Source organism: Burkholderia sp. AU27893 (genome assembly GCF_002223205.1).
GTDB lineage: Bacteria > Pseudomonadota > Gammaproteobacteria > Burkholderiales > Burkholderiaceae > Burkholderia.
The window spans coordinates 1,665,354-1,690,768 of record NZ_NKFD01000004.1; the positions used below are offsets into that span (position 1 = coordinate 1,665,354).

Here is a 25,415-nt window from a genome sequence, read left to right on the forward strand (position 1 = left end):
CACGCCGGAGCGATTCGTGCAGTCGCGGCAAGTCAGACCGGTCCTATTTACCCGGTCCGCGCCGACTCGTCAGAATGACGCCTCGAACCCTGGCGGATGACGCTCTGCATCACGGATGCCGGCCGCCGCCCCATCGAGGAAACCCGCATGAAGAAGACACTCGTTGCGCTGGCCGTTCCGGTCGCGCTGCTCGCGAGTACCGGCGCATTCGCCGATACGCAGGACTGCGCGACGCGCATCCGGGCGTTGCAGACACAGATCGATAACGCGAAGCGGTTCGGCAACGCACCTCAGGCGATGCGCCAGCAAGCCGCGCTCGACCAGGTCAAGGCCCATTGCACGGACGCCGGCCAGCTCGCGCGCGCCGAACGCAAGGTCGCCGACAAGCAGCGGGATCTGCAGCGCGCGCAGGACGAGGTGCACGAAGCGCAGGCACGCATCCATGAAGCCGAAGCGCTCGGCGATGCGAAGCAGCTGAACAAGGCGCAACGCAAGCTCGCCGACAAGCAGATCAAGCTGCGCAACGCAACACGCGACCTGCACGATGCGCAGATCGATCGCGACGCACTGAAAGGCTGAAGGGCTGACGTGATGCGTCGACACGGTGTGCCGCGTCAGACGTGTCGCGCCAGCACGAGCAGCACCGACAACGACACGATCGACCCGAGCGTCGACAACAGGATCGTGCGCGACGTCACCTGCGCTTCACGCCCGTAGAACTCGGCCAGCATGTACGGCCCGGTACCCGTGGGCAACGCGGCGAGCACGACCGCGATCTGCGCGAGCACCGGCGGCAGCGCGAACACGCGCACGCCAAGCCACCACGCGAGCGCGGGCTGCACGAACAGCTTCACCGCCGTCAGCGCGATGCTGCCCCGCGGTGCGGCGCCGGACCCTTCCCGCTTCTCCGCGAGAAACAGCCCGAGGCTGACGAGCGCACACGGGCTCGCGGCCCCGCCGAGCAGCTTCAGGAAGGTATCGACCGGCGCACCGAGCGGCACCTGCGCGGCCGACACGCAAACGCCGGCCAGCGGCGCGACGATCAGCGGGTTGCGCAGCAGCGCGCCGACCACTTTCCACACCAGCCGCAACGGTGCGCGATCGCGCTGCAACCCCACCTCGATCAGCACGATCGCGCCGGCGAACAGCACGCACGCCACGAGGATGGTCGCAATCGTGGTCGGTGTGAGGCTGTCGGTGCCGAAGGCGAGCAGGCACAGCGGAAAGCCGAGATAGCCGGTGTTCGGGTACGACGCGGCAATAGCGTCGATGCTCGCATCGGCGAGCCCGCGCCCCGCGAACAGGCGCCACGCGAGCACGCCGACGAATACGAGCGCGCAGGTCAGCGCGAACGTGGCCACGAAAGCCGGCTGATACAGCTGGTGCCACGACGCGTGCGCCATGATCTGGAACAGCAACGCGGGCAGCGCGAGCCACACGACGAAGCGGTTGAGTTCCGAGGCCGCCGCCGGCCCCAGCACCCCGCGCCGGCGGCACAGGAACCCTGCCGCGATCAGCCCGAACACGGGCAACAGAATCTCGATCGTCGATGACATCTTGAACACGCTGCGTGAAACCGGAACGCGCCAGCTTAATGGTTCCGCCGAATCGCGTCCAATGCGCGGCGCGTGCCGCCCGTGCATCACGCGCCGTCGCGCATCGGTTGCGCAAGCAACTTGTAGGCCACGACGGCGACGGCGAGCGCGAGCCCGCCGCTCACCGTCAGCGCATCGGCGAACCCGCTCGCGAACGCGACGGGCGCCGCCTGCGCGAGCGCACCGGCGGCCGACGACGGCACACGCTCGAGCGCCCGCGCCAGGTCGCCGGCCAGCAGGCTCGACATGAACTGTGCATCGGCGAACGCGCGCAGGCCGGGCGCGGCGGACAGCAACCGGTCGAGCCGCGCCTGCGTGCTCGCCGTCAACACCGCGCCGAGCACGCCGACGGCCGTCACGATCGCCGAGAAGCGCGTCGTCGTGCTGATGCCCGATGCCATGCCGGTGCGGTTCGGCGGCACGCACGCCATGATCGCCTTCTGCGTGTCGCCGTTCATGATGCCCGCGCCGCAGCCCGTCACGAACATGCCGAGCGCGACGAGCCGGTAGTCGCCGCTGGCCGTCAGCGCCGCAGTCGCGAGGTTGCCCGCGCCGATCAGCGCGAGCCCGCCTGCCAGCACGCCGGCGGACGACACGCGCGCGGCCAGCGCCGCGCCGAGCGACGGCCCGGCGATCATCGCGAACGCGAACGGCAGCATCCCGAGCCCCGCGTCGATCGCCGACATCCCGAACGCGTTCTGCAGGTACAGCGGCAGGAACGTCATCATCACCTGCGCGCACGCCGCATAGCCGAACATCGCGAGCACGGCGCCGACGAAGCGCGGCTGACGGAACAGCGCGAGATCGATCATCGGCCGCGCCTGCCAGCGCTCCGCGCCGATGAACGCCGCGACGAGCGCGGCGGCCAGCGCGAGCCGGCCGAGCGTCGCGGCCGACAGCCAGCCGTGCGACGGCGCGCCGATCAGCGCCGCGATCGCGCACGCGAGCGCCGCGCCGAACAGCAGGCTGCCGGCCGCGTCCACGCGCTTCGCGTGCGGATCGTGCGACTCGTCGATCGCGACACGCGCACCAACCGCCAGCAACAGGCAGACGGGCAGGTTCAGCAGGAACACCCAGCGCCAGCCGATCCATTGCGTGATCGCGCCGCCGACGAGCGGCGCGATGGCCGTCGCGGTCCCCATGCACATGCCCCAGATCGCCCATGCGCGCGCCCGTTCGCGCCCGTCCGGAAAACGGTTCGCGATCACGGCGAGCGCGGCCGTCAGCAGCAGCGCGGCGCCGCCGCCCTTCACCGCCCGGGCGGCGATCAGCCAGCCGGCCGTCGGCGCGACGCCGCAGCCGAGCGACGCGAGAAAGAACAGCGCGAGCCCCGTGAACAGCATCCGCTTGCGCCCGAAGCGGTCGGCGAGCCCGCCCGCCGGCAGCAAGCAGGCCGCGAACGCGGTCATGTACGCGCTCACGACCCATTCGATATCGGCGAAGCTCGCGTGGAAACTGCGCGCGATGCTCGGCAGCGACACGGCGACGACGTTCGTGTCGAGCACGATCAGCGAGCAGGTGGCGGACGCGACGGCGAGCGTCGCGGCGGCGGGCAGGCGGGCGCCCGCGCATGGGGCGGCAGCCGCGCCTGCGCGCGATGCCGGGGAAGGTTGGGACATCGGTTACTCCGGAACAGGATCGACGAGCCTTATGCTAGGCTTGGCCCGTATTGCCTGTCATTGACACACCGATGCTGTTTTATTAACGAAAATTGCAATCATGGACCGGCTCGAATTCCGTCACGTCCGCGCGTTCCTCAGCGTCGCGCAGCACCTGCACTTCGCCCGCGCGGCCGAAGCGCTCGACATGGCGCCGCCCGCGCTCACGCGGCAGATCCAGGAGGCCGAGCGCGTGCTCGGCGTGCGTCTCTTTCACCGGTCGCGCCGTGCGGTCACGCTGAGCGCGGCCGGCGAGGCCTATCTCGCCGAGGCACGCGCCGCGGTCGAGCACCTGCAGCGCGGCCGCGAGCTCGCTGCGTTGGCCGAGCGCGGCGAACTCGGCCGGATCGAGATCGGCTACGTGTCGTCGGCCGTCTATTCGGGCACGCTGCAGCGCACCGTCGGCGCGTTTCGTGACGCGCACCCGCGCATCGAGCTGAACCTGCGCGAAGTGCCGATGGACGACGTCGCGAACCAGCTCGACACGGGCCGGCTCGACCTCGCGTACGTGCGCCCGCCGCTGCCGCTGCCCGGCGGCCTGCGGATCGTCACGCTGCAGCGCGACGTGTTCGTCGCGGCCGTGCCGGCCGGGTCGCGCTACGCGTCGATGTCGGCCATTCGCGCGGCCGACCTCGCCGACGCGCGCTTCGCGGTACCCGAACAGGAGCGCGGCACGCTCGACGTCGCGCGCCGCGGCCGCTTCGCACCGCTGATCGCCGCCCGCCCGGGCGGCCTGCTCGCGGTGCTCGCGTGCGTGTCCGTGAATGGCTGGGTGGCGGTGATTCCCGATGCGCTCGCCGGCTGCGTGTCGCTGCCGGGCGTCGTGTACCGGCCGATCGCCGGCAAGCCGATCACGTCGGAACTGGCGCTCGCGCACCGGCGCTTCGACAAGGCGCCGGCGGTACGCGCGTTCCTGCGGACGGTTCCGTCGGCCGCGTAGGCCCCGCCTGAAGCCCGCATGCGGCGAGCGCAGCCATGCCGGCCGTCGCCGCGCGAATATGCATTGCACGATTCGATGTTTGTCGGCCGGAAACCGATTCCGTAACCTGCCCGGCAGCCGCGCCGCCTGCGCGCGGATCACCGAGGACACCCCGCCGATGAATCCCTCCGCCGCCCCGGCGCGCCGCCGCGTGCTGCAGCGTCTTGCCGCCCTCGCCGCCGCGCCGCTCGCGGGCGCCATCGCACCGCCCGCCCAGGCGGCCGGCGCCGACCTGTCGGGCGTGACGCTCGTGCTCGGCGACCAGGCCGGCGGCCTGCGCGCGCTTGCGGAAGCCGCGCACGTGCTCGACGGCACGCCCTACCGGTTCCGCTGGGCCAATTTCCAGGGTGCCGCGCCGCTGTTCGAGGCGCAGCGCGCGGGCGCGATCGATCTCGCGCCGGCCGGCGACCTGCCCGTGCTGACCGCCGCGCTCGGCGACCCGTCGTTGCGGATCGTCGCGACGCGCGTCGGCTCGCCGGCGTCGCTCGGCATCGTCGTACAGCCCGATTCGCCGGTCCGCACCGTCGCCGACCTGAAAGGGCAAACCGTCGTCGTGTCGTCCGCGCGCGGCAGCATCTCGCAGTACCAGTTGTACGGCGCGCTGCGCGAACACGGCCTCGCGCCGCGCGATGTCGAGGTGCGCTTCGTGCTGCCCGTCGACGCGTTCGCCGCGTTCGAGGCGAAGCGGATCGGCATCTGGGCGACGTTCGATCCGTACTACGGGCATGCGGTCCGGCGCGGCGCGCGCATCGTCCGCGACGGCAGCGGCATCAATTCCGGGCTGGCGTTCCTGACGTCGCCGGTCGACACCCTCGACGATCGCGCGAAGCGCGCGGCGCTCGCCGACGTGCTGGCGCGGCTCGCCCGTGCGGGCCAATGGGCGCTCGCGCATCCGGGCGACTATGCGAGCGTCTATGCGTCGCTCACGCGCCTGCCGCCCGACGCGGCCACCGACATCGCGCGCCGGGCCGCGCTCGCGCAGCGCAGCCTCAGCAGCGCGGACATCGACGTGCTGCAGCGTGTCGCCGACCGCGCGGCGGCCGACGCGATCCTGCCGCGGCGCGTCGATGTCGCGTCGATCGCGATCCGCAACGTATCGGCCTGAACGCTGCCGCGCGTGGCCGCGTTCAACGTGGGCGCGCCATATCGAGATCCGGCACGTCGTCACCGAACGTCGACGCGACGAGCGTGCGCATCGCGGCGACCAGCAGCGTCGGGCCGGACTGGTTGAACGTGCAGCGCTCGCCCGCGGCCGGCACGGCCCGGTGCAGCACGGCCCGCCACGCGCCGCGCCCGCCGTCGCGCTCGAATCCGGCGAACGGCAAGCGCTCGACGATCGGGCCGCCGTCGGCCCATGACGAAGACGGCGCGAATAGGGCCGGTACGCCCCCCGGCTCGCGGATCGCGGTACATCCGGATGCGTCGGCGCGCGGGGCGTCGAGATCCTCCGCCATCGCCACCCAGTAGTCGAGCGCCGCGCCCGTCAGGTCGTGGACTTGCATGCTCGCCTCCATGGTCGCCGTCGCGACGAAAAATAGCCTGTCCATTGTGCGCGCAGCCGCACGGGCTCGGTGCTCGCGCGGCAGGTATCGTCATCGGCCGCGCCGCGATAAGCATAGTTCAAATCGTTTCTTGTCCGGCCCTGGCACGTCATCGAGAATGCCTCGACAGGCTGTCGCACAGCCTCGCTCCCCAACGTTCCGGACCCATCGATTCATGCTTCCACTGCGCCTGCTTCGCTCGCTGCTGATCGCGTCCCTCATTGCGTTGCCGGCCGCCGCCGCGCACGCCGACAAGCCCGCCACCATCCGCATCGGTGTCGCCCAGCAAGGCGCCGGCGATCCGCCGACATTCGGCGGCTCGAGTGCGGCCACCGCGCAATTGCAGCAGCTGGTCGAAAAGGAGTTCGCGGCCGACGGCATCAAGGTGGAGTGGCTGTTCTTCAAGGGCGCGGGGCCGGCCGTCAACGAGGCGATCGCCAACAAGGCGCTCGATTTCGCGTACCAGGGCGACCTGCCCGCCGTGCTCGCGCGGGCGAACGGGATCAAGACGCGCCTGCTGCTCGCCGCGAGCGTGCGCTCGGGCGTCAAGATCGCGGTGCCGCCCGACTCCCCGATCCGCTCGATCAAGGACCTGAAGGACCGCCGCGTATCGATTTTCCGCGGCACGAACCTGCAGCTCGTCGCCGACAACGCGCTCGCGAAAAACGGGCTTAGCGAACGCGACCTGCGCGTGATCAATCTCGACGCCGCGAGTTCGCTCGCCGCGCTCGCGTCGAAGGGTATCGATGCGTCGGTGGGCGATTACCAGCTGTACAAGCTGCGCGACGCGGGGCTCGCGAAGATCATCTACGAATCGCAGAACGACGGCCCGCAGCTCACGCGCCAGACTCACCTGCTCGTGCTCGACGAGTTCGAGCGCGCGCATCCGGACATCGTGCAGCGCGTCGTCACCGCAGTCGTGAAGGGCGCGCAATGGTCGTCCGACGAAGCGAACCGCGACGCGCTGTTCAAGCTGTGGGCGAAAAGCGGCGTGCCGGTGTCGTCGTGGCAGGCCGACTATGCGAACCAGCGCCTGAAGGATCGCCTGTCGCCGCTGATCGATCCGTTCTTCGTCGCGCGCTACAAGTCCGTCGCGCAGGATGCGCTGGCGCTGAAGCTGATCCGTCAGCCGGTCGACGTCGAGGGCTGGTTCGAGCCGAAGTATCTCGACAATGCGCTGCGCACGCTGAAGCTCGAAAACTACTGGCCACGCTACGACGCAGCCGGCAAGCCGCTTTCCTGACCCGGGCCCGCCACGATGAGCGACACCGCGTTTTCCCTTCCGTCCTCCGGGCGCGACACGCTCGCCGCGCCGCCTCGCCGTGCGGCGGCCGTGAAGCGGTGGTCGTGGCGGCTCGCGCCGTGGCTGCTGCCCGCACTGCTGTTCGCGCTGTGGACCATCGGCAGCGCGCGCGGCTGGATCGCGCCGCAGATTCTGCCGCCGCCCGAACGCGTGTTCGACGCACTCAAGGATCTCGCGACGAGCGGCGACCTCGTGCGCCATACGCTGATCAGCCTGCAACGCGTGCTGGTCGGCTTCGCCGCCGGCACGCTGCTCGGCTTCGCGACCGGCGTCGCGCTCGGGCTGTCGCGCACGCTGGAAGCGTACGTGCTGCCGAGTTTCAACGCACTCGTGCAGATTCCGGTGCTCGGCTGGCTGCCGTTCCTGCTGCTGCTCGTCGGTGTCGGCGAGCCGCTCAAATACCTGCTGATCGCGCATGCGGCGCTCGTCCCCGTCACGCTGAGCACATTGCAAGGGTTTCGCCAGACGCCGCCCGCGCTCGATGAAGTCGCCAGCGTGTTCGGCTACACGCGCCGGCAACGCATCGTGCACGTCGTGCTGCCTGCCGCGATCCCGACGCTCGCGACCGGCGTGCGGCTCGCGTTCACGAAGTCGTGGCTCGCGCTCGTCGTCGTCGAGCTCGTCGCGTCGTCCGAAGGGCTCGGCTACCTGATCGTGTACGGGCGGCAACTGTTCCAGCTCGATCTCGTGATGGCGGCCGTCATCGTCGTCGGCGCGGTCGGCCTGGTGATCAACCGGCTGCTCGATGCGCTCGAAGCGCGCTTGCGCCGCGGCGTGCCGTCCGCGTTCCGCGGTTGAACTGCTGCTGCCCCTGCCCGCGCAACCGAAGGAGTCCTACCCTTGACGTATCCCGCCGCCGCGCCTGACGCCACCCCGCCCGCCACCGCGACCGCCCGCCGCCTGCGCGCCCCCGACTGGCGCGGCTTCGTGCTGCCGCTCGTCGCGTTCGCGCTGTGGTGGGCAATCGCGTCCGCGCACCTGGTGAGCAGCGGGCTGCTCGTCGGCCCCGCCGACGTGCTGCGCACCGCATGGGCGCAAGCCACGAGCGGCGCACTCGGCCGCGCACTGTCCGCGTCGCTCGCGCGTGAAGCGTGCGGCTTCGTGCTCGGCGCGACGGGCGGGCTGCTGCTCGGCGCCGCGCTCGGACTGTCGCGCGTCGCCGCGCGCATGGTCGGCCCGAGCTTCGACACGTTCAAGCAGATCTCGCTGTTCGCGTGGATTCCGCTGATTTCGGTGTGGTTCGGCCTCGGCGACGTCGCCAAGGTCGTGTTCCTGTCGCTCGCCGCGCTGCTGCCCGTCGCCGCGCACACCTGCGACGGCATTCATGCGGTGCCGCGCGCGTATGTCGACGTCGCCCGCGCGCTGCGCTACTCGCGGCTCCAGCTGGTGCGCTACGTGATCCTGCCGGCCGCGCTACCGTCGATCTTCACCGGGCTGTATCTCGGCCTGATCTATTCGTGGCTCGCGACGCTCGGTGCCGAATACCTGCTGGTCGCCGGCAGCGGGATCGGCAACACGCTGATCGACGGCAGCGAGCAGTTCCGCATGGACCTCGTGCTGTTCGGGATCATCGTCGTCGGCGTGACCGGCTGGGCGCTGAACGCGATCGCGCGTGCGATCGAACGCAAGGTGCTGGCCCGGCGCGGCGACCTGGCGCGCTGATCGCCCGTTTCTTTCTCGTCACCCTCTTCCTCGCCCCGCCATGACGACCCTCGCCTCCGATTCGCTCGACATCCTCCACGTGAGCAAGCATTACGCGCAACGCGGCGCCGCGCTCGCCGTACTCGACGACGTGTCGCTGCATGTGCGCGCCGGCGAATTCGTCACGATCGTCGGTTCGAGCGGTTGCGGCAAGTCGACGCTGCTGCGGCTGATCGCCGGGCTCGATACCGATTACGCCGGCGAGATCCGGGCCGGCGCCGAACGCGTGCGCGACACGTCGCTGCAGCGCGGGATCGTGTTCCAGGATCACCGGCTGTTCCCGTGGCTGACCGTCGCGCAGAACATCGAGGCCGCGCTGCGCAACGCGCCGCTCGACGCGGCCGCGAAGCGGCGCGCGGTGGCCGATCACATCGCGCTCGTCGGGCTGAACGGCTTCGAGCACGCGTATCCGAACCAGCTGTCGGGCGGGATGGCGCAGCGCGTCGCGATCGCGCGCGGCCTCGTGAACCGCCCGCGCGTGCTGCTGCTCGACGAACCGTTCGGCGCGCTCGACGCGCAGACGCGCGCGCGGATGCAGAACGAACTGCTGCGCATCTGGGAACAGGAGCGCATCACGATGATTCTCGTCACGCACGACGTCGACGAAGCCGTGTATCTCGGCGACCGCGTCGTGACGATGGCGCCGCGCCCGGGCCGCATCGAACGCATCGTCGATGTCGCGTTGCCGCGACCGCGCCGGCGCGATTCGCCGGAATTCGCGCGATTGCGCGACACGGTGCTCGCCGATTTCGACGACCACGAACCGCCGGGCGACGATCGCCCGGGCGGTAAGCACGTCGACACGCCGCGCCCGCACCGGATCGGCGAATGGCGGCTTGCGTGGTAGCGCGCATGCCGCACCGCATTGCTCAGCATGACGATGCATATCGATCATCGCTGCGCACACGCTAAGGTTGTGACGATTCATCGGTTCCGATTGCGCGCGGTCCCTGCTTGAATGGAGACTCGCCCGACCCGACTCCAGGAGACTCCCGATGTCCGAAGTCCAGCACGCCGCTCACCCGTCTTCGCATGCTTCGCACGCCGCGCCGCGCACGGCCGCCACACTGCTCCAGCTTCGCCAGGTCGCCGGCCGGATCGGCGCCGAGATCGCCGGCGTGCGGCTGTCGGGCACGCTCGACGACGCGACGTTCGACGCGATCCAGGCCGCGCTGCTGCGCCACAAGGTGCTGTTCTTCCGTGGCCAGCAGCATCTCGACGACACCGCGCAGGAAGCGTTCGCACGCCGCTTCGGCAAGACCGTCGCGCACCCGACCGTGCCGTCCGTCGACGGCAGCGCGCATCTGCTCGAACTCGATTCCGCGCACGGCGCGCGCGCCAATTCGTGGCACACCGACGTGACCTTCGTCGATGCATACCCGAAGATCTCGATCCTGCGCGCCGTCGTGATTCCGCCGTTCGGCGGCGACACCGTGTGGGCCAACACGGCCGCGGCGTACGCGAACCTGCCCGACCCGCTGCGCGCGCTCGCCGACACGCTGTGGGCGCTGCACACCAACGCGTACGACTACGCGTCGACGCACGTGCATGCCGACGACACGCAACTGAAGCGCTACCGCGAAGTGTTCACGTCGACCGTCTACGAAACCGAGCACCCGGTCGTGCGCGTCCACCCGGAAACCGGTGAACGCACGCTCGTGCTCGGGCATTTCGTGCAGCGGCTCAAGGGGCTGTCGGCGCAGGATTCCGCGCACCTGCTGCAGGTGTTCCATGAACACGTGACGCGTCTCGAGAACACCGTGCGCTGGACCTGGCAGGAAGGCGACGTCGCGATCTGGGACAACCGCGCGACGCAGCACTACGCGATCAACGACTACGGCGATGCGCGCCGCGTCGTGCGCCGCGCCACCGTGCACGGCGACGTGCCGGTCGGCATCGACGGCCGCCAGAGCGTCGTGCTGAAGGGGCCGGGCGCGACGCTGCAGTAATGCCCGTGTCGCGCGGCGGCGGCGCTCCGTGCGCGCCGCCGCGCCTGCCCCCCCCCCGCTTTTCGCTACCGGACACCGACCATGCCCTTCCCGCCGCCGGACCGACGCGCACCCGCGCAACGATGTCGGCCCATCGACCCCTCCACTTCCGCCAGGAGCGTCACATGAGCGCCCTACTCGAACCCGCCGCCCAGCCGGTCGACGTGATTCCGCTGTCCGCCCATATCGGCGCGGAAATCCGCGGCGTCGACCTCACCCAACCGTTGACCACGCCGCAGATTGCGGCGATCCGCGCCGCGCTGCTGAAATGGCGCGTCATCTTCTTTCGCGAGCAGTTCCTCACGCACGAGCAGCATGTCGCGTTCTCCGCGCAGTTCGGCGAGCCGACGGTCGGCCACCCGGTGTTCGGGCACGTCGACGGGCATCCGGCCGTCTACTCGATCGCGAAGCACCGCAAGGCGACGCGCTTCGAAGGCGAACCGGTGCGCCGCCCGTGGACCGGCTGGCACACCGACGTGACGGCCGCCGTGAACCCGCCGTGGGCGTCGATCCTGCGCGGCGTGACGATCCCGCCGTACGGCGGCGACACGCACTGGACGAACCTCGTGCGGGCGTACGAAACGCTGTCCGCGCCGCTGCGCGGCTTCGTCGACGGCCTGCGCGGCATTCACCGCTTCACGCCGCCGGCCGGCGCGCGCGCCACCGGCGCGTTCGACGACGCGGTCGAACGCCGCCCGCTCGTCACCGAGCATCCGCTCGTGCGCGTGCATCCGGAGACCGGCGAACGGGCGCTGTACGTGAGCCCGAGCTTCCTGAAATCGATCGTCGGGCTGACGCCGCGCGAGAGCCAAGCGTTGCTCGAACTGCTGTGGGAACACGTGACGCGGCCGGAATTCACGATCCGCTTCAAGTGGGAACCGCGCAGCATCGCGTTCTGGGACAACCGCGCGACTGCCCACCTCGCGCCCGTCGACATCTTCGATCTCGACTTCGATCGCCAGCTGTATCGCACGACGCTCATCGGCGACGTGCCGGTCGGCCCCGACGGCCGGCCGTCGGTCGCGCTCGAAGGCTCGCCGGTCGAAGCCGCGGCGGCGGTCGCGCTCAACTGAACCGAACCGCTCTGCCGGTAGCCGGCGCGCACCGTATCGCGCCGGCCTTTCCCTTCATCGCACCGCGCGGACGAAAACACTTGTCCGCGCGGCCCGCCCGTCAATCCAGCCAGACCCCGTCGAAGCGATGCCCGCCGAGCGGCGAGAACGTCAGCCCGTGCACGCGCTTGGAGATCGGCAGCGACACGATCGACGTCGCGATCGGCGTGAACGGCACCTGGTCCTTGAACACGACCTGCGCCTGCTCGTACAGCGCCGTGCGCTTCGCGACATCCCCATTGGAGCGCGCCGCGTCCACCAGCTTCTCGAAATCCTGGTTGCACCACTTCGCGAGATTGCTGCCGTGCACCGCGTCGCAGCCGAGCAGCGTGCCGAGCCAGTTGTCGGGGTCGCCGTTGTCGCCCGACCAGCCGTACAGGATCGCGTCGTGCTGCCCGTCGTGCTTCGCGCGGCGATTGTATTCGCCCCATTCGTAGCTGACGATCTTCGCGCGCACGCCGATCTTCGCCCAGTCCTGCTGGATCAGCTGCGCCATCAACTGCGCGTTCGGGTTGTACGGGCGCTGCACGGGCATCGCCCACAGCGTCAGGTCGAAGCCGTTCGGGAAACCGGCCTGCGCGAGCAGCGCCTTCGCGGCCGCCGGGTCGCGCGGCGCGTCCTTCAGGCGCGGGTTGTACGACCATTGCGCGGGCGGCATCGGGTTCGTCGCGATCTTCGCGTCGCCGTTGAACACGGTCTTCACGATCGCCGCCTTGTCGATCGCGATGTCGAGCGCGCGCCGCACGTCGACGCGATCGAGCGGCGCATGCTGCGTGTTGTACGCGACGAAGCCGACGTTGAAGCCCATCCCCGAGAACAACGTCAGCTTCGGGTCGCGCCGCACCGTGTCGAGATCGGCCGGCCGCGGGAACGCCGATACCTGGCACTCGCCGGCCACCAGCTTCTGCAGGCGCGCGGCCGGATCGGGCGTGATCGCGAACACGAGGCGCGCGAGCTTCACGTCGTCCGGCTTCCAGTAGTCGGGATTCGCGTCATAGCGGATCAGCGCGTCCTTCTGGTACGTGCGCAGCAGGAACGGCCCCGTGCCGACCGGGAACTGGTTGATGTCGGCCTCGCGATGGCGCGCCGCGAGCTGCGACGCATACTCGGCCGACAGGATCGACGCGAACGCCATCGCGAGATTGCGCACAAACACGACGTCGGGTGTCTTCAGCACGAAGCGCACCGTGTAGTCGTCGACCTTGTCGATGCGCTCGATGTTGCGGTCGAAGCCGAGGTCGCTGAAATACGGGAAGCTGACCGGATAGGCCTTGCGGAACGGATCGTCGGGATCGAGCATCCGGTGGAACGTGAACACGACGTCGTCGGCCTGGAACGGCCGCGTCGGCTTGAACCACGCGGTGGTCTGGAATTTCACGTCGCGCCGCAGGTGGAACGTGATCGTGCGCTGGTCGGGCGACACGTCCCAGCTCGTTGCGAGCGCCGGCTCGAGATCGAGCGTGCCTCGCTTGAACTGCACGAGCCCGTTGTAGACCGGGTACGTGCTCGCATCGAAATCGGTGCTCGTCGTATGCTGGCCCGGATCGAAGCCGGCCGGGCTGCCTTCGGTGCAATACACGAGCGTCTTGCCGGACGGCGCGGCAAGCGCGTGCGTGGCCGCGCCGGCGAGCAGCAGCGACGCCGCGAGACAGCGCAGGACGATCGCGGCATGGGGGACGCCACGCGCACGACGCGCGGCTGACGAAACGAAAGCGTTTTTCATGGTGACGGGGACAGGAGAGCGCTGTCATACAAATGAAGACGGCCGATCTTCGCGCGCCTCCCGCCGATCGCTTACCAATTAATTTCGCGTTGCTTATCGTCGTGGATGCATCCCGCTGCCCGTGCATGAAAACGTCCACGCGAACGTCGGGCGGCCGTCTCGCGCCGTCGTCTTCCGGCCCCCTGCAGACTCGCCCGAAATGGCGCATCGTATCGGCTGGCCAACGCCGGCACGGGCGCGCCGGGATTCGCCCGGCGCGCCCGTGCCGCCGATTCCAGGAGGACACACGATGCCCGTCAGCTCCGAAACGTCTGCTCGCCCGGTGAAGACGCCGGGCCCCGATCACCCGATCACGGTCGAACTGCACCCGCGGCGCGTCGTGGTCAAGGCGGCCGGCAGGGTCGTCGCGGATACGCGCCGCGCGCTGGCGCTGCGCGAAGCCGCCTACCCGGCGGTGTTCTACATCCCGCGCGAGGACGCCGACCTGACACTGCTGCAACGCACCAACCACGCGACGTACTGTCCGTACAAGGGCGACGCCGCGTACTACTCGATTCCGGTGGGCGGCGAGCGCGCCGTGAATGCCGTCTGGACCTACGAGGCACCCTATCCGGCCGTCGACGGGATCCGCGGGCACCTCGCGTTCTATCCGGATCGCGTCGATTCGATCGAGGAAAGCCCGGCCGGCTCCGATTGAGGGTCGTGACAGCCGTTCGTCGAATTCCGGGCGGCTGCGCGTGCGCGTGGGCGCATTCGCCGGCACGGCGCGCCGTGCCGGCGGGTTCCCGTGCCGATCCCGGGCCCGCACCCGCCCACCTGGCCCGCCGCTGATTTGCATATGCGGATTCGTTGGTTGGCCGTCGGCCTGCGCGGCCGTATCGTCCTGAATCCGGCGCGGGCCGGCCCGTGGCGCGCAGCGCCCGCATCGGGCCCCGCCCTGCGCCGGCCGCGCCGTCTTTCGCGCGCGGCCCGTGAACCCGCCCGCAGGACGCCTCGATGAACGACACACCGCACGCAGACGTTGAACCGACACCCGCAAACCCACATCGCCGCCAGTGGCTGCAAGGCGCGGCCGCCGGGCTGGCCGGGCTCGCGCTTGGCCCGCTCGCGGGCCTGCCGGCTCATGCGCAAGACAGCGGCACGCGGCTGCGCGTCGGTTTCCAGAAATACGGCAACTTCGTCGTGCTCAAGGCGCGCGGCACACTGGAGAAACGGCTCGCGAGCCAGGGCGTCACCGTGCAGTGGCTCGAATTTCCGGCCGGCCCGCAATTGCTCGAGGGCCTGAACGCCGGCGCGATCGACGTCGGCACGGTCGGCGAGACGCCGCCGATCTTCGCGCAGGCGGGCGGCGTCGACTTCGTCTACATCGGCAACGAGCCGCCCGCGCCGCAGGGCGAGGCGATCGTCGTGCTGCCCGATTCGCCGATCCGCAACGTCGCGCAATTGCGCGGCAAGAAGGTCGCGTTCAACAAGGGTTCGAACGTCCATTACCTGCTCGTGAAAGCGCTCGAACATGCGGGGCTCACGTATGCCGACATCCAGCCGATCTACCTGACGCCCGCCGACGCACGCGCCGCGTTCGTGCAGCGCAACGTCGATGCGTGGGTGATCTGGGATCCGTACCTGGCCGCCGCCGAGCGGCAGATCGGCGCGCGCGTGATCGCGAACGGCGAAGGGCTCGTGCGCAATACGCAGTACTACCTCGCCGCGCGCAAATACGCGGCCGCTCACCCGCAGGTGGTGCGCGCGCTGCTCGACGAAGTCGACGCGGTCGACCGTTGGGCGCGCGACCATGTGCCCGAAGTCGCCACGCAACTGTCGCCGCTCGTCGGCCTCGACGCGCCGACGCTCGAAGTCGCACTCAAGCGCGCCGGCTACGGCGTGCAGCCGATCAGCGACGCGACGCTCGCGTATCAGCAGAACATCGCTGACGCATTCAGCGCGCTGAAGCTGATTCCGGGCAAGCTGTCGGTCGCGAGCGCACGCTGACGCGCCGGTGCCGGTGCCGCCGACGCTCGGCGCGGTACGCGCGAATCAGCGCGCGGCGGCCGCGCCGATGCGCCGCCATTCGTCGTAGTCGGTGACGAGGCCCGCTTCGTCGACCGCGATATCGGCCGCATACGTGCCGCTTTCGTAGCGGTACACGCGCTCCGCCGTATGCGTATAGCGCTGCTCGCCGCGCACGAACGCGACATCCGGAAAGCGCAGCCACGCCGTGCGAATCTCGGCCGATTCGCCGACGGCGAGCCCCAACCGCCGGATCGGCAGCGTATTGGTCGACGGACTGAAGCCGAGATCGATATCGGTCGCGCCCGCGAGCGCCGGCGCATCGACGCCATCGATCGTCCACTGCCCTGCATCGCACGCGATGTCCCATTGCCGTGGCGGCGCCGTGCCGTTCCACCGCGTCACGCGCGCCGAACGGGTAAGCCAGTCCGCGCCGCATGCGATCGCGTAATCGATGCGAAACGGCGAGCCGTCGATCGCACCCGACACCGATCCCGACAGATCGATTCCCGTTCGCGATTCGACGAGCCGGCACCATTCGGCGGCCTGCCACGTCTGCACGATCTGCCATGCGACGCAGCGCGTGCGCACCGCGTCATCCTGTTGCGTCATGTCGTCGTCTCCCGTCGATCGCACGGATGCCGATTGTCCCCCATCGCACCGGCGAACACACGCGGCTTCGCCGACCGATGATCAGTATCGGTTCGCCGCGTACCTTCGGGCAGCGCTGCTTTGATACCATCCGTCGATCGGCATCAACCGGAACCGGACAAGGGGCGCGACTTCATGGATTTGCTGGCGACGATGCGCATCTACGTGAGGGTCGTCGAGCGCGGCACGATGTCCGGCGCGGCGCGCGATCTGGACATGGGCCAGCCGGCCGTCAGCGAGCGCATCGAGCGGCTCGAGAAGCATCTCGGCACACGGCTGCTGTTGCGCAGTGCCCGCACCCTCACGTGCACCGAAGAAGGCCGGATCTTCTACGAACGCAGCAAGGAACTGCTCGAAGCGGCCGACGACGCGGTCGCGTCGGTGTCGAAGACGGAGAACGCCCTCGACGGCACGATCCGGCTCGCGGCGCCGCAGTGCATCGGCGAGGTCGTGCTGCCGGGTGTGCTGATGCATGTCCGCAGCGCGTATCCGAACCTGCACATCGACCTGGTCCTGAACGACGACATCGTCGATCCGGTCACGGAAGGCGTCGACATCTCGATCCGCGTCGGCCAGCTCGGCGACGGCGGGTTCGTCGCGCATCCGGTCGGTGCGGTCGGCCGCCGGCTCGTTGCCGCGCCGTCGTATCTCGAGCGGCACGGCCCGATCGACACAGCGGCCGATCTCGCGAACCATCCGTTCGTCCGCGTGAAAGGCGTCTTCGCCAGCGAACGGCTGCCGCTGCGGCGCGACGGCGACGCGCTCGACTACGCGCGCATCCGCACGATCATGACGACGAGCCACTGGCGCCCGATGTTCGACACGATCGTGGCCGGCGGCGGCATCGGCGTGGTCCAGCAGCCGGCGTGCGCCGACGCGCTCGCGGCCGGTACGCTCGTCGAGCTCCTGCCGCACTACGTGATTCCCGACTTCGCGCTCAACGTGCTCGTGCATGCGCAGCGGCCGCTGCCGCCGCGCGTGCGAGCCGTCGTCGACCTGCTGAAGCAGGACCTCCCGCCGCTGCTGGCCCGCCCTGCCCGATAACGGCGGCGCCCACCGCCCCCGTCACGCCTGCAGCGACTTCCCCGGCTCCTTCACGTGGGCGTCGACTTCCATCTGGTAGAAGCGCGCGCTGACGAAACCGAACAGCGTCCAGCCCAGGAACACGCACAGGCCGCCAAGCATCAGCGCCTGCTCGCCCGAGCTGAACAGCGCGTAGAAGCTGTACGCGGTCGCCACCATCGCGATCACGTTGGTCAGCAGCGCCTTCGCCGGCGGCACCTTCGCGACCTTCTGAATCGTGATCAGCGCGGCCATCGACATCACGTACGGCACGAGGTTCGTGACGACCGCGAGATCGACGATCTTCTGGAACTGGCTGCTCAGCTCCGGGCTGATCGTCATCAACGCCAGCGCGACCTGCGCGACCAGCAGGATCACCATCCCGACGATCGGCGTGCCGGTGCGCGTCGCACGCGCGAACACCGGCAGAAAGTAGCCGACGTCCGCCGAGCTCTTGAACACCTGCGCGACCGTGAACTGCCAGCCGAGCAGCGAGCCGATGCACGCGATCACCATCAGCGCGGTGACGATCGTGCCGACCGTCGGCGTGAACATCGTCGCGAACGCGATGCCGAACGGTGCGTTCGACTTCGCGAGGATCGCGTTGGGCACGATCCCCGCGATCACGTTGGTCGACACGATGTAGAAGATCGCCGACGCGATCGTGCCGCCGAGCACGGCGATCGGCACGTTGCGTTCCGGATTCTCGACGGCGTCCGAGTTCGCGCACGCCGATTCGAGCCCGAGGAACGCCCACAGCGTCACCGCGATCGAGCTGCCGACGGCCGGCCCGAACGGCAGGTTGTTAGGATTCCATGCGGCGCCCCAGGTCGCGCCGCTGAACCAGAACCAGCCGATCAGCGACACGACGACGACGGGAATGATCACGCCCCACACCGTCACCGCGCCGATCCGGCCGGTGATGCGCGAGCCGCCGAAGTTCGCGACCGTCGTCAGCACGAGCAGGAAGATCGTCCACAGGCCGGTCTGCAGCGGCGACAGCGTCGCGTCGAACAGCACGGTGCCGTAGCCGACCGCCGTGACGCCGATCGCGACGTTGGCGATCACGAGCGACAGCCCGTACGTGTAGTTCGCCATGTAGTTGCCGGCCTTGCCGAACGCGTATTCCGCGTAGCCGCCCATCCCGCCCGGCTTGCGGCTCAGCATCCCGCACCGCGCGAACGCATAGGCCAGCGCGAGCGAGCCGCCGGCCGTGACGATCCATGACAGCAGCGAGATCGTGCCGACCTGCGCGAGCTTCGACGGCAGCAGGATGATGCCGGAGCCCATCATGTTGACCGCCGTGAGGATGGTCAATTGCCAGACGTTCATCCGGTTCTTCGGCGCGGCCGCGGTGGCCGCGTCGGACATGCGCGCTGTGTTTTCCATGATGTCGATCCCTCGATGTGAGGCCGCCGCGCGGCCGGTCGCGCGTTCAGGCCGTCAGGCAATACACGCGGTACGTGCCGTCCTCGACTTCCACGCCGTGCGTATCGTGCGCGAAGCCCGGGAAGCGCCGGTCGTACGCTTCGAGCGCCTTCAGGTAGCCGAGCACCGGGCCGTCCGCCGCCCCCGCGTTCTCGCCCGGCATCAGGAGCGGAATGCCCGGCGGATACGGCACGACGCCGGTGGCGACCGTGCGCCCGGCCAGTTCCTCGAGCGTGACCTGCTCGACGCGGCCCTGCACCAGATGCTCGTATGCGCGCACCGGGCTCATCTCCGGCTTCGGCAGGATCGAGAACGCTTCCGACATCAACCGCGTCGTGCCGAGCTGCTCCATCGCCGCGAACATCGTGTCGGCCAGGTCCTTCAGCCCCATGCCCCCATAGCGTGAGCCATGCGCCTTCGCGAGCGACGGAATCGCCATGTCGAGCGGCAGGTTAGCGTCGTAGTCGCGCTTGAAGTCGCACAGCGCGCTGACGAGCGAGCCCCACTTGCCCTTCGTGATGCCGATCGAGAACAGGAACAGGATCGTGAAGTCGGTCGTCTTCTCGACGACGATCCCGCGTGCATCGAGATACGCGGTCACGACGCTCGCCGGAATGCCGACCGGCATCAGCCCGCCGGCCGGCGCGACGCCCGGCGTGACGATCGACACCTTGATCGGATCGAGCATGCAGTAGCCGTCCTCGATATTGCCGAAGCCGTGCCATTGCGCGCCCGGGCGCAGCACCCAGCACGACGGGTCGCTCGCGAGCAGCTCGGGCGGCGCATCGTGGAACGGCAGCGTGCGGCCGGTGCGCGTCTCGAGCACGGTGTCGGGCTGCCAGCACTCGAAGAACCAGTCGCCCTTCGCGCCGAACTCGCTGTTCATCCGCGCGATCATCTGCCGGAACGCGACGGCCTCCTCGATCGACTCGTGCGTGAGCGCCGCGCCGCCGGGGCCGTCCATCATCGCGGCCGCGACGTCGTTCGACGCGATGATCGCGTAGTTCGGCGACGTCGACGCGTGCATCATGAACGTTTCGTTAAACTGACCATGTGGAATCGGGTTGCGGCCGTCTCGCACGTGGATGTACGACGCCTGCGACAGCGCGGTCAGCAGCTTGTGCGTCGACTGCGTCGCGAACACCGTGGGGCGGTCCGCACGATGGTCGCGCGGGTCGCCGTGCATCGCGTGGCGATCGCGGTAGATCGGGTTGAAACGCGCATAGCCGTACCACGCCTCGTCGAAATGCAGCCGGTCGACGCTCGCGCCGAGCAGCTCCTCGACGCGCGCGACGTTGTAGCACAGGCCATCGTACGTCGAGTTGGTGACGATCGCGTGCTTCGGCTGGCGATCGGCCAGCCCGGCCGAGAGCGGGTTCGACGTGATCGCCTCGCGGATCGCCGCCTGCGTGAGGCGCTCCGACGCGATCGGCCCGATGATCCCGTAGCGGTTGCGCGTCGGCACGAGATAGGTCGGGATCGCGCCCGACATCGTCATCGCGTGCTCGGCCGACTTGTGGCAGTTGCGGTCGCACAGCGCGATCTGGTCGCGGCTCACGCTCGCCATCAGGATGATGCGGTTCGACGTCGACGAGCCGTTCGTCACGTGATACGTGCGATGCGCGCCGAACACGCGGGCCGCGTAGCGTTCGCTTTCGCCGATCGGGCCCGAGTGGTCGAGCAGCGAGCCCAGCTCGCCGACCGAGATCGACAGGTCGGAGCGGAACAGCGCTTCGCCGAAGTATTCGAAGAATGCGCGGCCAACCGGCGATTTGAGGAAGCCCGTGCCGCCCGTGTGGCCGGGCGTATGCCATGAGTATTCGTAGACGCGCGAGAATTTCGCGAGCGCGCCGAACATCGGCGGCAACACGGTGGCGCGATAGCGTTCGATCGCCGCGTGGATGCGCCCGCCGATGAAGTCGGCCGTATCCTCGAGCAGCCACACGAAATCGTCGACCTGCCCCATCACCCTGGACGGCACCGACGATGCGACGCTGCGGTCGGCCAGCAGGAAGATCGGCACGTTGGCGTTGCGATGCCGGATCGCGTCGACCACGGCCTCGGACGGCCCATGACCGTCCACGCCGAGATCCCAGTCGAGCAGCACACACTGGATCGACGGGTCGGAACGGATCAGCATGATCGCATCGTCGGCCGAGGTGGCCGTGAGCACGTCGATGTCGCGCTGCACGAGCTCCGCGCTCAGCGTGCGGACCGCACGCCCGGTCGCGGTTTCCTGCGTGATCTCGTCATCGACCAATAACGCGCGCAGGCCGAGACGACGAATGCCACCGACGGACGTATTCATGTTTTTGCCCTCGTTGTTCCGATGCTTCGTTGGGTTTAATTCGTCTCACGAGCACGCGGACAGCAGGCCACGGGCGGCGGCATGAGACGCTCGCAAATCCGGTTTGATTCGCCATCCAATTCGGAGCCGACTATGCCATAGATGCCATTTGATGAAAAGCAGATGATTCGGTGAAACGATCGGTCGTTTTCAAATCGCGTTTCACGATCGGTTCATTTTGATGTGCAATGCAGCACGCCGACTCCCGATTATTCGATCGCTCTCGCCCGGTAATCGGAGGATCGATTCCGGTCGATTGAATTCGTCAGGGTTTGTTGCTACGATCGGCTGCGCCGTGCGTTGCCCGGCGGCGGCCGGGCCGCACCGTACAAGGCTTTTTCGTGCACCGCGCCATTCGGCATTCAGCATTCTCGGGAGCGTTTCAATCGGCTGCAGCGCGTGCCGGATTTCACGGATTACGCGCCCGTGCGAATGCCGCTCCCGTTTTCCGCACATTTACGGGAGAGTTCGCGTGAGCCTGTTGAAAATCGCAGTCGAGCCGGCGCTGATCGGCGCCTTCCTCACCACGCACGAACAGGTCGACGTATTCCAGACCGATTTCACGAATATCGCGGCAATCGTCGTCGGAATCGATTCGGCGCAACAGGTGCTTAAAACCGTCGAAAGAACCGGATTCGCGATTCCGTTTTTCGTCGCGGTCGAGCCCGACCAGGAAGTGCCGCCGTCGATCCTGCCGAGCGCGAGCGGCGTGATCCAGCTCCGCCATGGCGGACGCCACTACTACGGCCGGCAGATCTCCGCCGCCGCCGACATCTACAGCGAGAACCTGCTGCCGCCGTTCTTCAAGGTGATGCGCGAATACGTGCAGCGCGGCTATGTCGAATTCGACTGCCCCGGCCACCAGGGCGGCCAGTTCTTCTCGAACCACCCGCTCGGCCGGATGTTCTTCGACTTCTTCGGCGAGACGATCTTTCGCGCCGACCTCTGCAACGCCGATGTCCGGCTCGGCGACCTGCTGATCCACGAAGGCCCCGCACTGGAAGCGCAGCGCAATGCCGCGCGGATCTACAACGCGGACAAGACGTACTTCGTGCTGAACGGCACGTCGACGTCGAACAAGGTCGTCACCAGCGCGCTGCTCGCGCCCGACGACCTCGTGCTGTTCGACCGCAACAACCACAAGTCGGTGCACCTCGGCGCGCTCGTGCTGTCGGGCGCGCGGCCGGTCTACCTCGAGACCGCCCGCAACGCGTGGGGCCTCATCGGCGGCGTCGACAGCGCAGCGCTCGACGAAACCCGCATTCGCGACGCGGTCCGCGACGTCGCACCGGAGCGCGCCGGCCTGCCGCGCCCGTTCCGGCTCGCGGTGATCCAGCTCGGCACCTACGACGGCACGATCTACAACGCGCGCGAGATCGTCGACCGGATCGGGCATCTGTGCGACTACATCCTGTTCGATTCGGCGTGGGTCGGCTACGAGCAGTTCATCCCGATGATGCAGGACTGCTCGCCGCTGATGCTCACGCTCGGCCCCGACGATCCCGGCATCTTCGTCACGCAGTCGGTGCACAAGCAGCAGGCCGGTTTCTCGCAGACGTCGCAGATTCACAAGAAGGACAGCCACATCGAGGGCCAGAAGCGCTTCTGCGATCACCGGCGCTTCAACAACGCGTACATGATCCATGCGTCGACGAGCCCGTTCTACCCGATGTTCGCGGCGCTCGACGTCAACGCGCAGATGCATGCGGGCCCGGCCGGCAAGCGCCTGTGGCGCGACTGCGTCGCGCATGGCGTCGATGCGCGCAAGCTGCTGCTGAAGACCTGCCGCCAGATCCGGCCGTTCGTTCCCCAGACTATCGACGGCCGCCCGTGGGCCGACTACCCGACCGAGCAGATCGTCGACGACCTGCGCTTCTTCCGCTTTCATCCGGCCGACACGTGGCACGGCTTCGAGGGTTATGCGGACGACCAGTATTTCGTCGACCCGTGCAAGCTGCTGCTGACGACGCCCGGCATCGATCGCGACACGCACGCGTACGCGGCGTTCGGCGCACCGGCGCCGATCCTGGCGCGCTATCTGCGCGAGCACGGCGTCGTGCCCGAGAAGGCCGACCTGTACACGATCCTGTTCCTGCTCACGCCTTCCGAAAGCTTCGGCAAGCTGCAGCATCTGGTCGCCCATCTCGCGCAGTTCGAGCGCCATCTCGACCAGGACACGCCGCTGCGCGAGGCGATTCCATCGCTGTGCGAAGCGTATCCGGCGCTGTACGGCGACATGCGCCTGCGGCAGCTGTGCCAGCGGATGCACGACTTCTACCGCAGCCACGACATGAAGCACCTGCAGAAGCAGATGTTCCGGCGTGCGCAGTTCCCGAAGCAGGCGATGCTGCCGCAAGCCGCGAACGCCGAGCTGATCCGCAACAACGTCGAGCTCGTCACGCTCGATCGCATCGAAGGCCGGATCGCGACGGAAGGCGCGCTGCCCTATCCGCCCGGCATCTTCTGCGTGGTGCCCGGCGAAAGGTGGGGCGGCCCGGCGCTCGACTACTTCCGTGCGCTCGAAGCGGGGATCAACGCGCTGCCGGGTTTCGAGCCGGAAATCCAGGGCGTCTATCTGCACACGCGGCCGGACGGTACGAAGCAGGCGTCGGCGTACGTGGTGGCGGCCGGCGCCGACGCGTCACGCGCGTAACGGCGGCCTGGCGGTTGGCCTCGCGCCGCTCGCGGTCCTGCGCGCATCGCGGGACATGACGGGCGGCGCGCCCGCCCGCCGCCTCACCACGCCTGCCGGTAGATCTCCAGCGCGTCGGCCTCCGTCACCTCGCGCGGATTGTTCACGAGCAGGCGCGTCTGCAGCATCGCATCCGATGCCATCCTCGGCAGGTCGCCCTCCCCGATGCCGACCTCGCGCAGCGTGCGCGGAATGCCCGTCGCGACGATCAGCCGGTCGATCTCGGCGATCAGCGCGTGCGTGCGCGCTTCATCGCTGCCCGTCGCCGACGGCGCGACGATCGACGCGAGTTCTGCATACAGCGGCGCGGCGGCCGCCGCGTTGAACCGCAGCACGTGCGGCAGCACGAGCGCATTCGACAGCCCGTGCGGCACATGGAAGATCCCGCCGACCGGATAGGCGAGCGCGTGCACGGCCGCGACCGGTGCATTCGCGAACGCCTGCCCCGCGAACATCGCGCCGACCAGCATCGCCTCGCGCGCGTGGCGGCTCTGGCCGTCGTCGCACGCCGCGAGCAGGTTGCGCGACAGCAGCGTCAGCGCGTGCACGGCCAGCATGTCGGATACCGGGTTCTTCAGGCGCGCGGACGTGTAGGCCTCGATCGCATGCACCATCGCGTCGATGCCCGTCGCGGCCGTGGCCGCACGCGGCAGGCCGAGCGTCAGTTCGGCATCGAGGATCGCGACGTCCGCGAACAGGTGCGGCGACACGACGCCCATCTTGCGCGCCTCGCCGACCGTGACGATCGACACGGCCGTGACTTCCGAACCGGTGCCGGCCGTCGTCGGCATCTGCACGAGCGGCAGCCGCGCGCTCGTGACCTTGTCGACGCCGTACATGTCGGCCAGCGCCTGCTGCCCCGGCGCGAGCACCGCGATCAGCTTCGCGACGTCCATCGACGATCCGCCGCCCAGGCCGAGCACGATCTCGGCATCGGCCGCGACGGCCCGCTCGGTCGCTTCCAGCACCACGTGCTCGGGCGGATCGGCGATCACGTCGTCGATCACGGTGACTTGCCAGCCGTGCGCGGCGAGGCTCTCCAGCGCGGGCGCGAGCACGCCGCTGCGATGCAGGAACGCGTCGGTGACGACACAGAGCCGCACGAGCGCCGGAAAGCGTTCGCGCAACAACACGCCGAGCCGGCGCGCGGCACCGAATTCGACGACCTGCGTCGGAACGGTACGGAATTGAAACGGGTTCATCGGGCGCCTCCCGGTGGCGTCGCCGCGCCGGTGCCGGGCTGCACCATGTAGCTGGACACTTCGCGGCGATCGAGCAACGGAATGATCGCGCCGAACCCGATCCGCTGGAAATGCGGCGTTTCCCGATGCACGTCGAGGCCGTCCGCGTCGCGGTAGCGTTCGAGGATCACGATGTGGTCGGGGTCCTCCGGCGACCGGAAATACGCGTAGTCGAGATTCTTCGGCTCGGCGCGCGTCAGCGGCGCGAGCTCCGCGAGCAATTCGACCACGCGGTCGCCGTTGCCGGGCTTGGCGTGGAAATGCGCGATGACCTGCAGGTACGGTTCGTTCATGTTGCGCTCCGGGTTCGACTGGGGGCCGTCACGACGGGGACGCACGCCATGCGCGGCGAACCGGAGGGATTCGAACGCGACGGCGCAACGCCGT

Annotated in this window: 22 protein-coding genes; 13 read left to right on the forward strand and 9 right to left on the reverse strand. The window is 69.0% G+C overall.

Going from position 1 to position 25,415, the window contains the following annotated elements:
- Window positions 1-147: 147 nt before the first annotated feature.
- Window positions 148-579, forward strand: a complete 432-nt coding sequence (locus CFB47_RS27250; RefSeq protein WP_089463564.1) for a DUF1090 family protein — start codon at window positions 148-150, stop codon at window positions 577-579.
- A gap of 35 nt (window positions 580-614) precedes the next feature.
- On the opposite strand, the gene CFB47_RS27255 is transcribed toward CFB47_RS27250, so the two are convergent.
- Both CFB47_RS27255 and CFB47_RS27260 read right to left on the reverse strand, forming a co-directional pair.
- Window positions 615-1,556: an AEC family transporter gene (locus CFB47_RS27255; RefSeq protein WP_089463565.1), complete on the reverse strand. Its 942-nt coding sequence runs from the start codon at window positions 1,554-1,556 to the stop codon at window positions 615-617.
- 86 nt (window positions 1,557-1,642) lie between these two features.
- Window positions 1,643-3,214, reverse strand: a complete 1,572-nt coding sequence (locus CFB47_RS27260; protein WP_089462881.1) for an MFS transporter — start codon at window positions 3,212-3,214, stop codon at window positions 1,643-1,645.
- 100 nt (window positions 3,215-3,314) lie between these two features.
- On the opposite strand from CFB47_RS27260, the gene CFB47_RS27265 reads away from it, so the two are divergent.
- Together CFB47_RS27265 and CFB47_RS27270 are read left to right on the forward strand one after the other, a co-directional pair.
- Entirely contained in the window at window positions 3,315-4,193 is an 879-nt protein-coding gene (locus tag CFB47_RS27265) for a LysR family transcriptional regulator (protein WP_089457888.1), read from the forward strand.
- A 157-nt stretch (window positions 4,194-4,350) separates the two neighbouring features.
- Window positions 4,351-5,337 (forward strand): ABC transporter substrate-binding protein, encoded by a 987-nt coding sequence (locus CFB47_RS27270; RefSeq protein WP_089463566.1) that lies wholly within the window; start codon window positions 4,351-4,353, stop codon window positions 5,335-5,337.
- Between the two features lie 22 nt (window positions 5,338-5,359).
- On the opposite strand, the gene CFB47_RS27275 is transcribed toward CFB47_RS27270, so the two are convergent.
- Window positions 5,360-5,734 (reverse strand): phage protein NinX family protein, encoded by a 375-nt coding sequence (locus CFB47_RS27275; protein WP_089458957.1) that lies wholly within the window; start codon window positions 5,732-5,734, stop codon window positions 5,360-5,362.
- Between the two features lie 214 nt (window positions 5,735-5,948).
- Here CFB47_RS27275 and CFB47_RS27280 point away from each other — a divergent pair, with 214 nt between their 5' ends.
- The 6 genes from CFB47_RS27280 to CFB47_RS27305 all read left to right on the forward strand — a co-directional run bounded on the left by CFB47_RS27280 (window position 5,949) and on the right by CFB47_RS27305 (window position 11,838).
- Window positions 5,949-7,016, forward strand: coding sequence for an ABC transporter substrate-binding protein (locus CFB47_RS27280; protein ID WP_089462882.1), 1,068 nt, complete (start codon window positions 5,949-5,951; stop codon window positions 7,014-7,016).
- A gap of 15 nt (window positions 7,017-7,031) precedes the next feature.
- Entirely contained in the window at window positions 7,032-7,874 is an 843-nt protein-coding gene (locus CFB47_RS27285) for an ABC transporter permease (RefSeq protein ID WP_089462883.1), read from the forward strand.
- A gap of 42 nt (window positions 7,875-7,916) precedes the next feature.
- A complete protein-coding gene (locus tag CFB47_RS27290; protein WP_089462884.1) occupies window positions 7,917-8,738 on the forward strand; it encodes an ABC transporter permease in 822 nt (273 codons plus the stop codon).
- A 40-nt stretch (window positions 8,739-8,778) separates the two neighbouring features.
- Window positions 8,779-9,624, forward strand: a complete 846-nt coding sequence (locus CFB47_RS27295) for an ABC transporter ATP-binding protein (protein ID WP_089462885.1) — start codon at window positions 8,779-8,781, stop codon at window positions 9,622-9,624.
- 148 nt (window positions 9,625-9,772) lie between these two features.
- A complete protein-coding gene (locus CFB47_RS27300; RefSeq protein WP_089462886.1) occupies window positions 9,773-10,726 on the forward strand; it encodes a TauD/TfdA family dioxygenase in 954 nt (317 codons plus the stop codon).
- 164 nt (window positions 10,727-10,890) lie between these two features.
- Window positions 10,891-11,838: a TauD/TfdA family dioxygenase gene (locus CFB47_RS27305; protein ID WP_089432426.1), complete on the forward strand. Its 948-nt coding sequence runs from the start codon at window positions 10,891-10,893 to the stop codon at window positions 11,836-11,838.
- Between the two features lie 100 nt (window positions 11,839-11,938).
- On the opposite strand, the gene CFB47_RS27310 is transcribed toward CFB47_RS27305, so the two are convergent.
- On the reverse strand, window positions 11,939-13,600 hold the full coding sequence (locus CFB47_RS27310) for an ABC transporter substrate-binding protein (RefSeq protein WP_089462887.1): 1,662 nt from the start codon (window positions 13,598-13,600) through the stop codon (window positions 11,939-11,941).
- A 289-nt stretch (window positions 13,601-13,889) separates the two neighbouring features.
- Here CFB47_RS27310 and CFB47_RS27315 point away from each other — a divergent pair, with 289 nt between their 5' ends.
- Together CFB47_RS27315 and CFB47_RS27320 are read left to right on the forward strand one after the other, a co-directional pair.
- Window positions 13,890-14,297 carry a DUF427 domain-containing protein gene (locus CFB47_RS27315; protein WP_089457882.1) on the forward strand — a complete coding sequence of 136 codons (408 nt, stop codon included), beginning with the start codon at window positions 13,890-13,892 and terminating at the stop codon, window positions 14,295-14,297.
- A 299-nt stretch (window positions 14,298-14,596) separates the two neighbouring features.
- Window positions 14,597-15,589: a sulfonate ABC transporter substrate-binding protein gene (locus CFB47_RS27320; RefSeq protein WP_046549856.1), complete on the forward strand. Its 993-nt coding sequence runs from the start codon at window positions 14,597-14,599 to the stop codon at window positions 15,587-15,589.
- Between the two features lie 45 nt (window positions 15,590-15,634).
- Here the strand turns inward: CFB47_RS27320 and CFB47_RS27325 are convergent, their stop codons facing one another.
- Window positions 15,635-16,219, reverse strand: coding sequence for a putative glycolipid-binding domain-containing protein (locus CFB47_RS27325; RefSeq protein WP_089462888.1), 585 nt, complete (start codon window positions 16,217-16,219; stop codon window positions 15,635-15,637).
- Window positions 16,220-16,393: 174 nt separating this feature from the next.
- Between CFB47_RS27325 and CFB47_RS27330 the strand changes: the two genes are divergently transcribed.
- Window positions 16,394-17,302, forward strand: coding sequence for a LysR family transcriptional regulator (locus CFB47_RS27330; protein ID WP_089427897.1), 909 nt, complete (start codon window positions 16,394-16,396; stop codon window positions 17,300-17,302).
- 21 nt (window positions 17,303-17,323) lie between these two features.
- Here CFB47_RS27330 and potE read toward each other — a convergent pair whose 3' ends face one another.
- Entirely contained in the window at window positions 17,324-18,709 is a 1,386-nt protein-coding gene (gene potE, locus CFB47_RS27335; protein WP_089457879.1) for a putrescine-ornithine antiporter, read from the reverse strand.
- Between the two features lie 46 nt (window positions 18,710-18,755).
- Window positions 18,756-21,056: an Orn/Lys/Arg decarboxylase N-terminal domain-containing protein gene (locus tag CFB47_RS27340; RefSeq protein WP_089462889.1), complete on the reverse strand. Its 2,301-nt coding sequence runs from the start codon at window positions 21,054-21,056 to the stop codon at window positions 18,756-18,758.
- 511 nt (window positions 21,057-21,567) lie between these two features.
- On the opposite strand from CFB47_RS27340, the gene CFB47_RS27350 reads away from it, so the two are divergent.
- The gene (locus tag CFB47_RS27350) at window positions 21,568-23,748 is read left to right on the forward strand and encodes an ornithine decarboxylase (RefSeq protein WP_089462891.1); all 2,181 of its coding nucleotides are present in this window, start codon (window positions 21,568-21,570) and stop codon (window positions 23,746-23,748) included.
- Window positions 23,749-23,831: 83 nt separating this feature from the next.
- Here CFB47_RS27350 and CFB47_RS27355 read toward each other — a convergent pair whose 3' ends face one another.
- Complete coding sequence (locus tag CFB47_RS27355; RefSeq protein ID WP_089462892.1) at window positions 23,832-24,989, reverse strand: iron-containing alcohol dehydrogenase; 1,158 nt, start codon at window positions 24,987-24,989, stop codon at window positions 23,832-23,834.
- A complete protein-coding gene (locus CFB47_RS27360; RefSeq protein ID WP_089462893.1) occupies window positions 24,986-25,321 on the reverse strand; it encodes a putative quinol monooxygenase in 336 nt (111 codons plus the stop codon). Before CFB47_RS27360 ends, CFB47_RS27355 begins: the two co-directional genes overlap by 4 nt.
- Window positions 25,322-25,415: the final 94 nt, after the last annotated feature.

Coding starts and splice junctions, on each gene's coding strand:
- CFB47_RS27250 (WP_089463564.1), top strand. CDS start 148: ATGAAGAAGACACTCGTTGCGCTGGCCGTTCCGGTCGCGCTGCTCGCG.
- CFB47_RS27255 (WP_089463565.1), bottom strand. CDS start 1,556: ATGTCATCGACGATCGAGATTCTGTTGCCCGTGTTCGGGCTGATCGCG.
- CFB47_RS27260 (WP_089462881.1), bottom strand. CDS start 3,214: ATGTCCCAACCTTCCCCGGCATCGCGCGCAGGCGCGGCTGCCGCCCCA.
- CFB47_RS27265 (WP_089457888.1), top strand. CDS start 3,315: ATGGACCGGCTCGAATTCCGTCACGTCCGCGCGTTCCTCAGCGTCGCG.
- CFB47_RS27270 (WP_089463566.1), top strand. CDS start 4,351: ATGAATCCCTCCGCCGCCCCGGCGCGCCGCCGCGTGCTGCAGCGTCTT.
- CFB47_RS27275 (WP_089458957.1), bottom strand. CDS start 5,734: ATGCAAGTCCACGACCTGACGGGCGCGGCGCTCGACTACTGGGTGGCG.
- CFB47_RS27280 (WP_089462882.1), top strand. CDS start 5,949: ATGCTTCCACTGCGCCTGCTTCGCTCGCTGCTGATCGCGTCCCTCATT.
- CFB47_RS27285 (WP_089462883.1), top strand. CDS start 7,032: ATGAGCGACACCGCGTTTTCCCTTCCGTCCTCCGGGCGCGACACGCTC.
- CFB47_RS27295 (WP_089462885.1), top strand. CDS start 8,779: ATGACGACCCTCGCCTCCGATTCGCTCGACATCCTCCACGTGAGCAAG.
- CFB47_RS27300 (WP_089462886.1), top strand. CDS start 9,773: ATGTCCGAAGTCCAGCACGCCGCTCACCCGTCTTCGCATGCTTCGCAC.
- CFB47_RS27305 (WP_089432426.1), top strand. CDS start 10,891: ATGAGCGCCCTACTCGAACCCGCCGCCCAGCCGGTCGACGTGATTCCG.
- CFB47_RS27310 (WP_089462887.1), bottom strand. CDS start 13,600: ATGAAAAACGCTTTCGTTTCGTCAGCCGCGCGTCGTGCGCGTGGCGTC.
- CFB47_RS27315 (WP_089457882.1), top strand. CDS start 13,890: ATGCCCGTCAGCTCCGAAACGTCTGCTCGCCCGGTGAAGACGCCGGGC.
- CFB47_RS27320 (WP_046549856.1), top strand. CDS start 14,597: ATGAACGACACACCGCACGCAGACGTTGAACCGACACCCGCAAACCCA.
- CFB47_RS27325 (WP_089462888.1), bottom strand. CDS start 16,219: ATGACGCAACAGGATGACGCGGTGCGCACGCGCTGCGTCGCATGGCAG.
- CFB47_RS27330 (WP_089427897.1), top strand. CDS start 16,394: ATGGATTTGCTGGCGACGATGCGCATCTACGTGAGGGTCGTCGAGCGC.
- potE (WP_089457879.1), bottom strand. CDS start 18,709: ATGGAAAACACAGCGCGCATGTCCGACGCGGCCACCGCGGCCGCGCCG.
- CFB47_RS27340 (WP_089462889.1), bottom strand. CDS start 21,056: ATGAATACGTCCGTCGGTGGCATTCGTCGTCTCGGCCTGCGCGCGTTA.
- CFB47_RS27355 (WP_089462892.1), bottom strand. CDS start 24,989: ATGAACCCGTTTCAATTCCGTACCGTTCCGACGCAGGTCGTCGAATTC.
- CFB47_RS27360 (WP_089462893.1), bottom strand. CDS start 25,321: ATGAACGAACCGTACCTGCAGGTCATCGCGCATTTCCACGCCAAGCCC.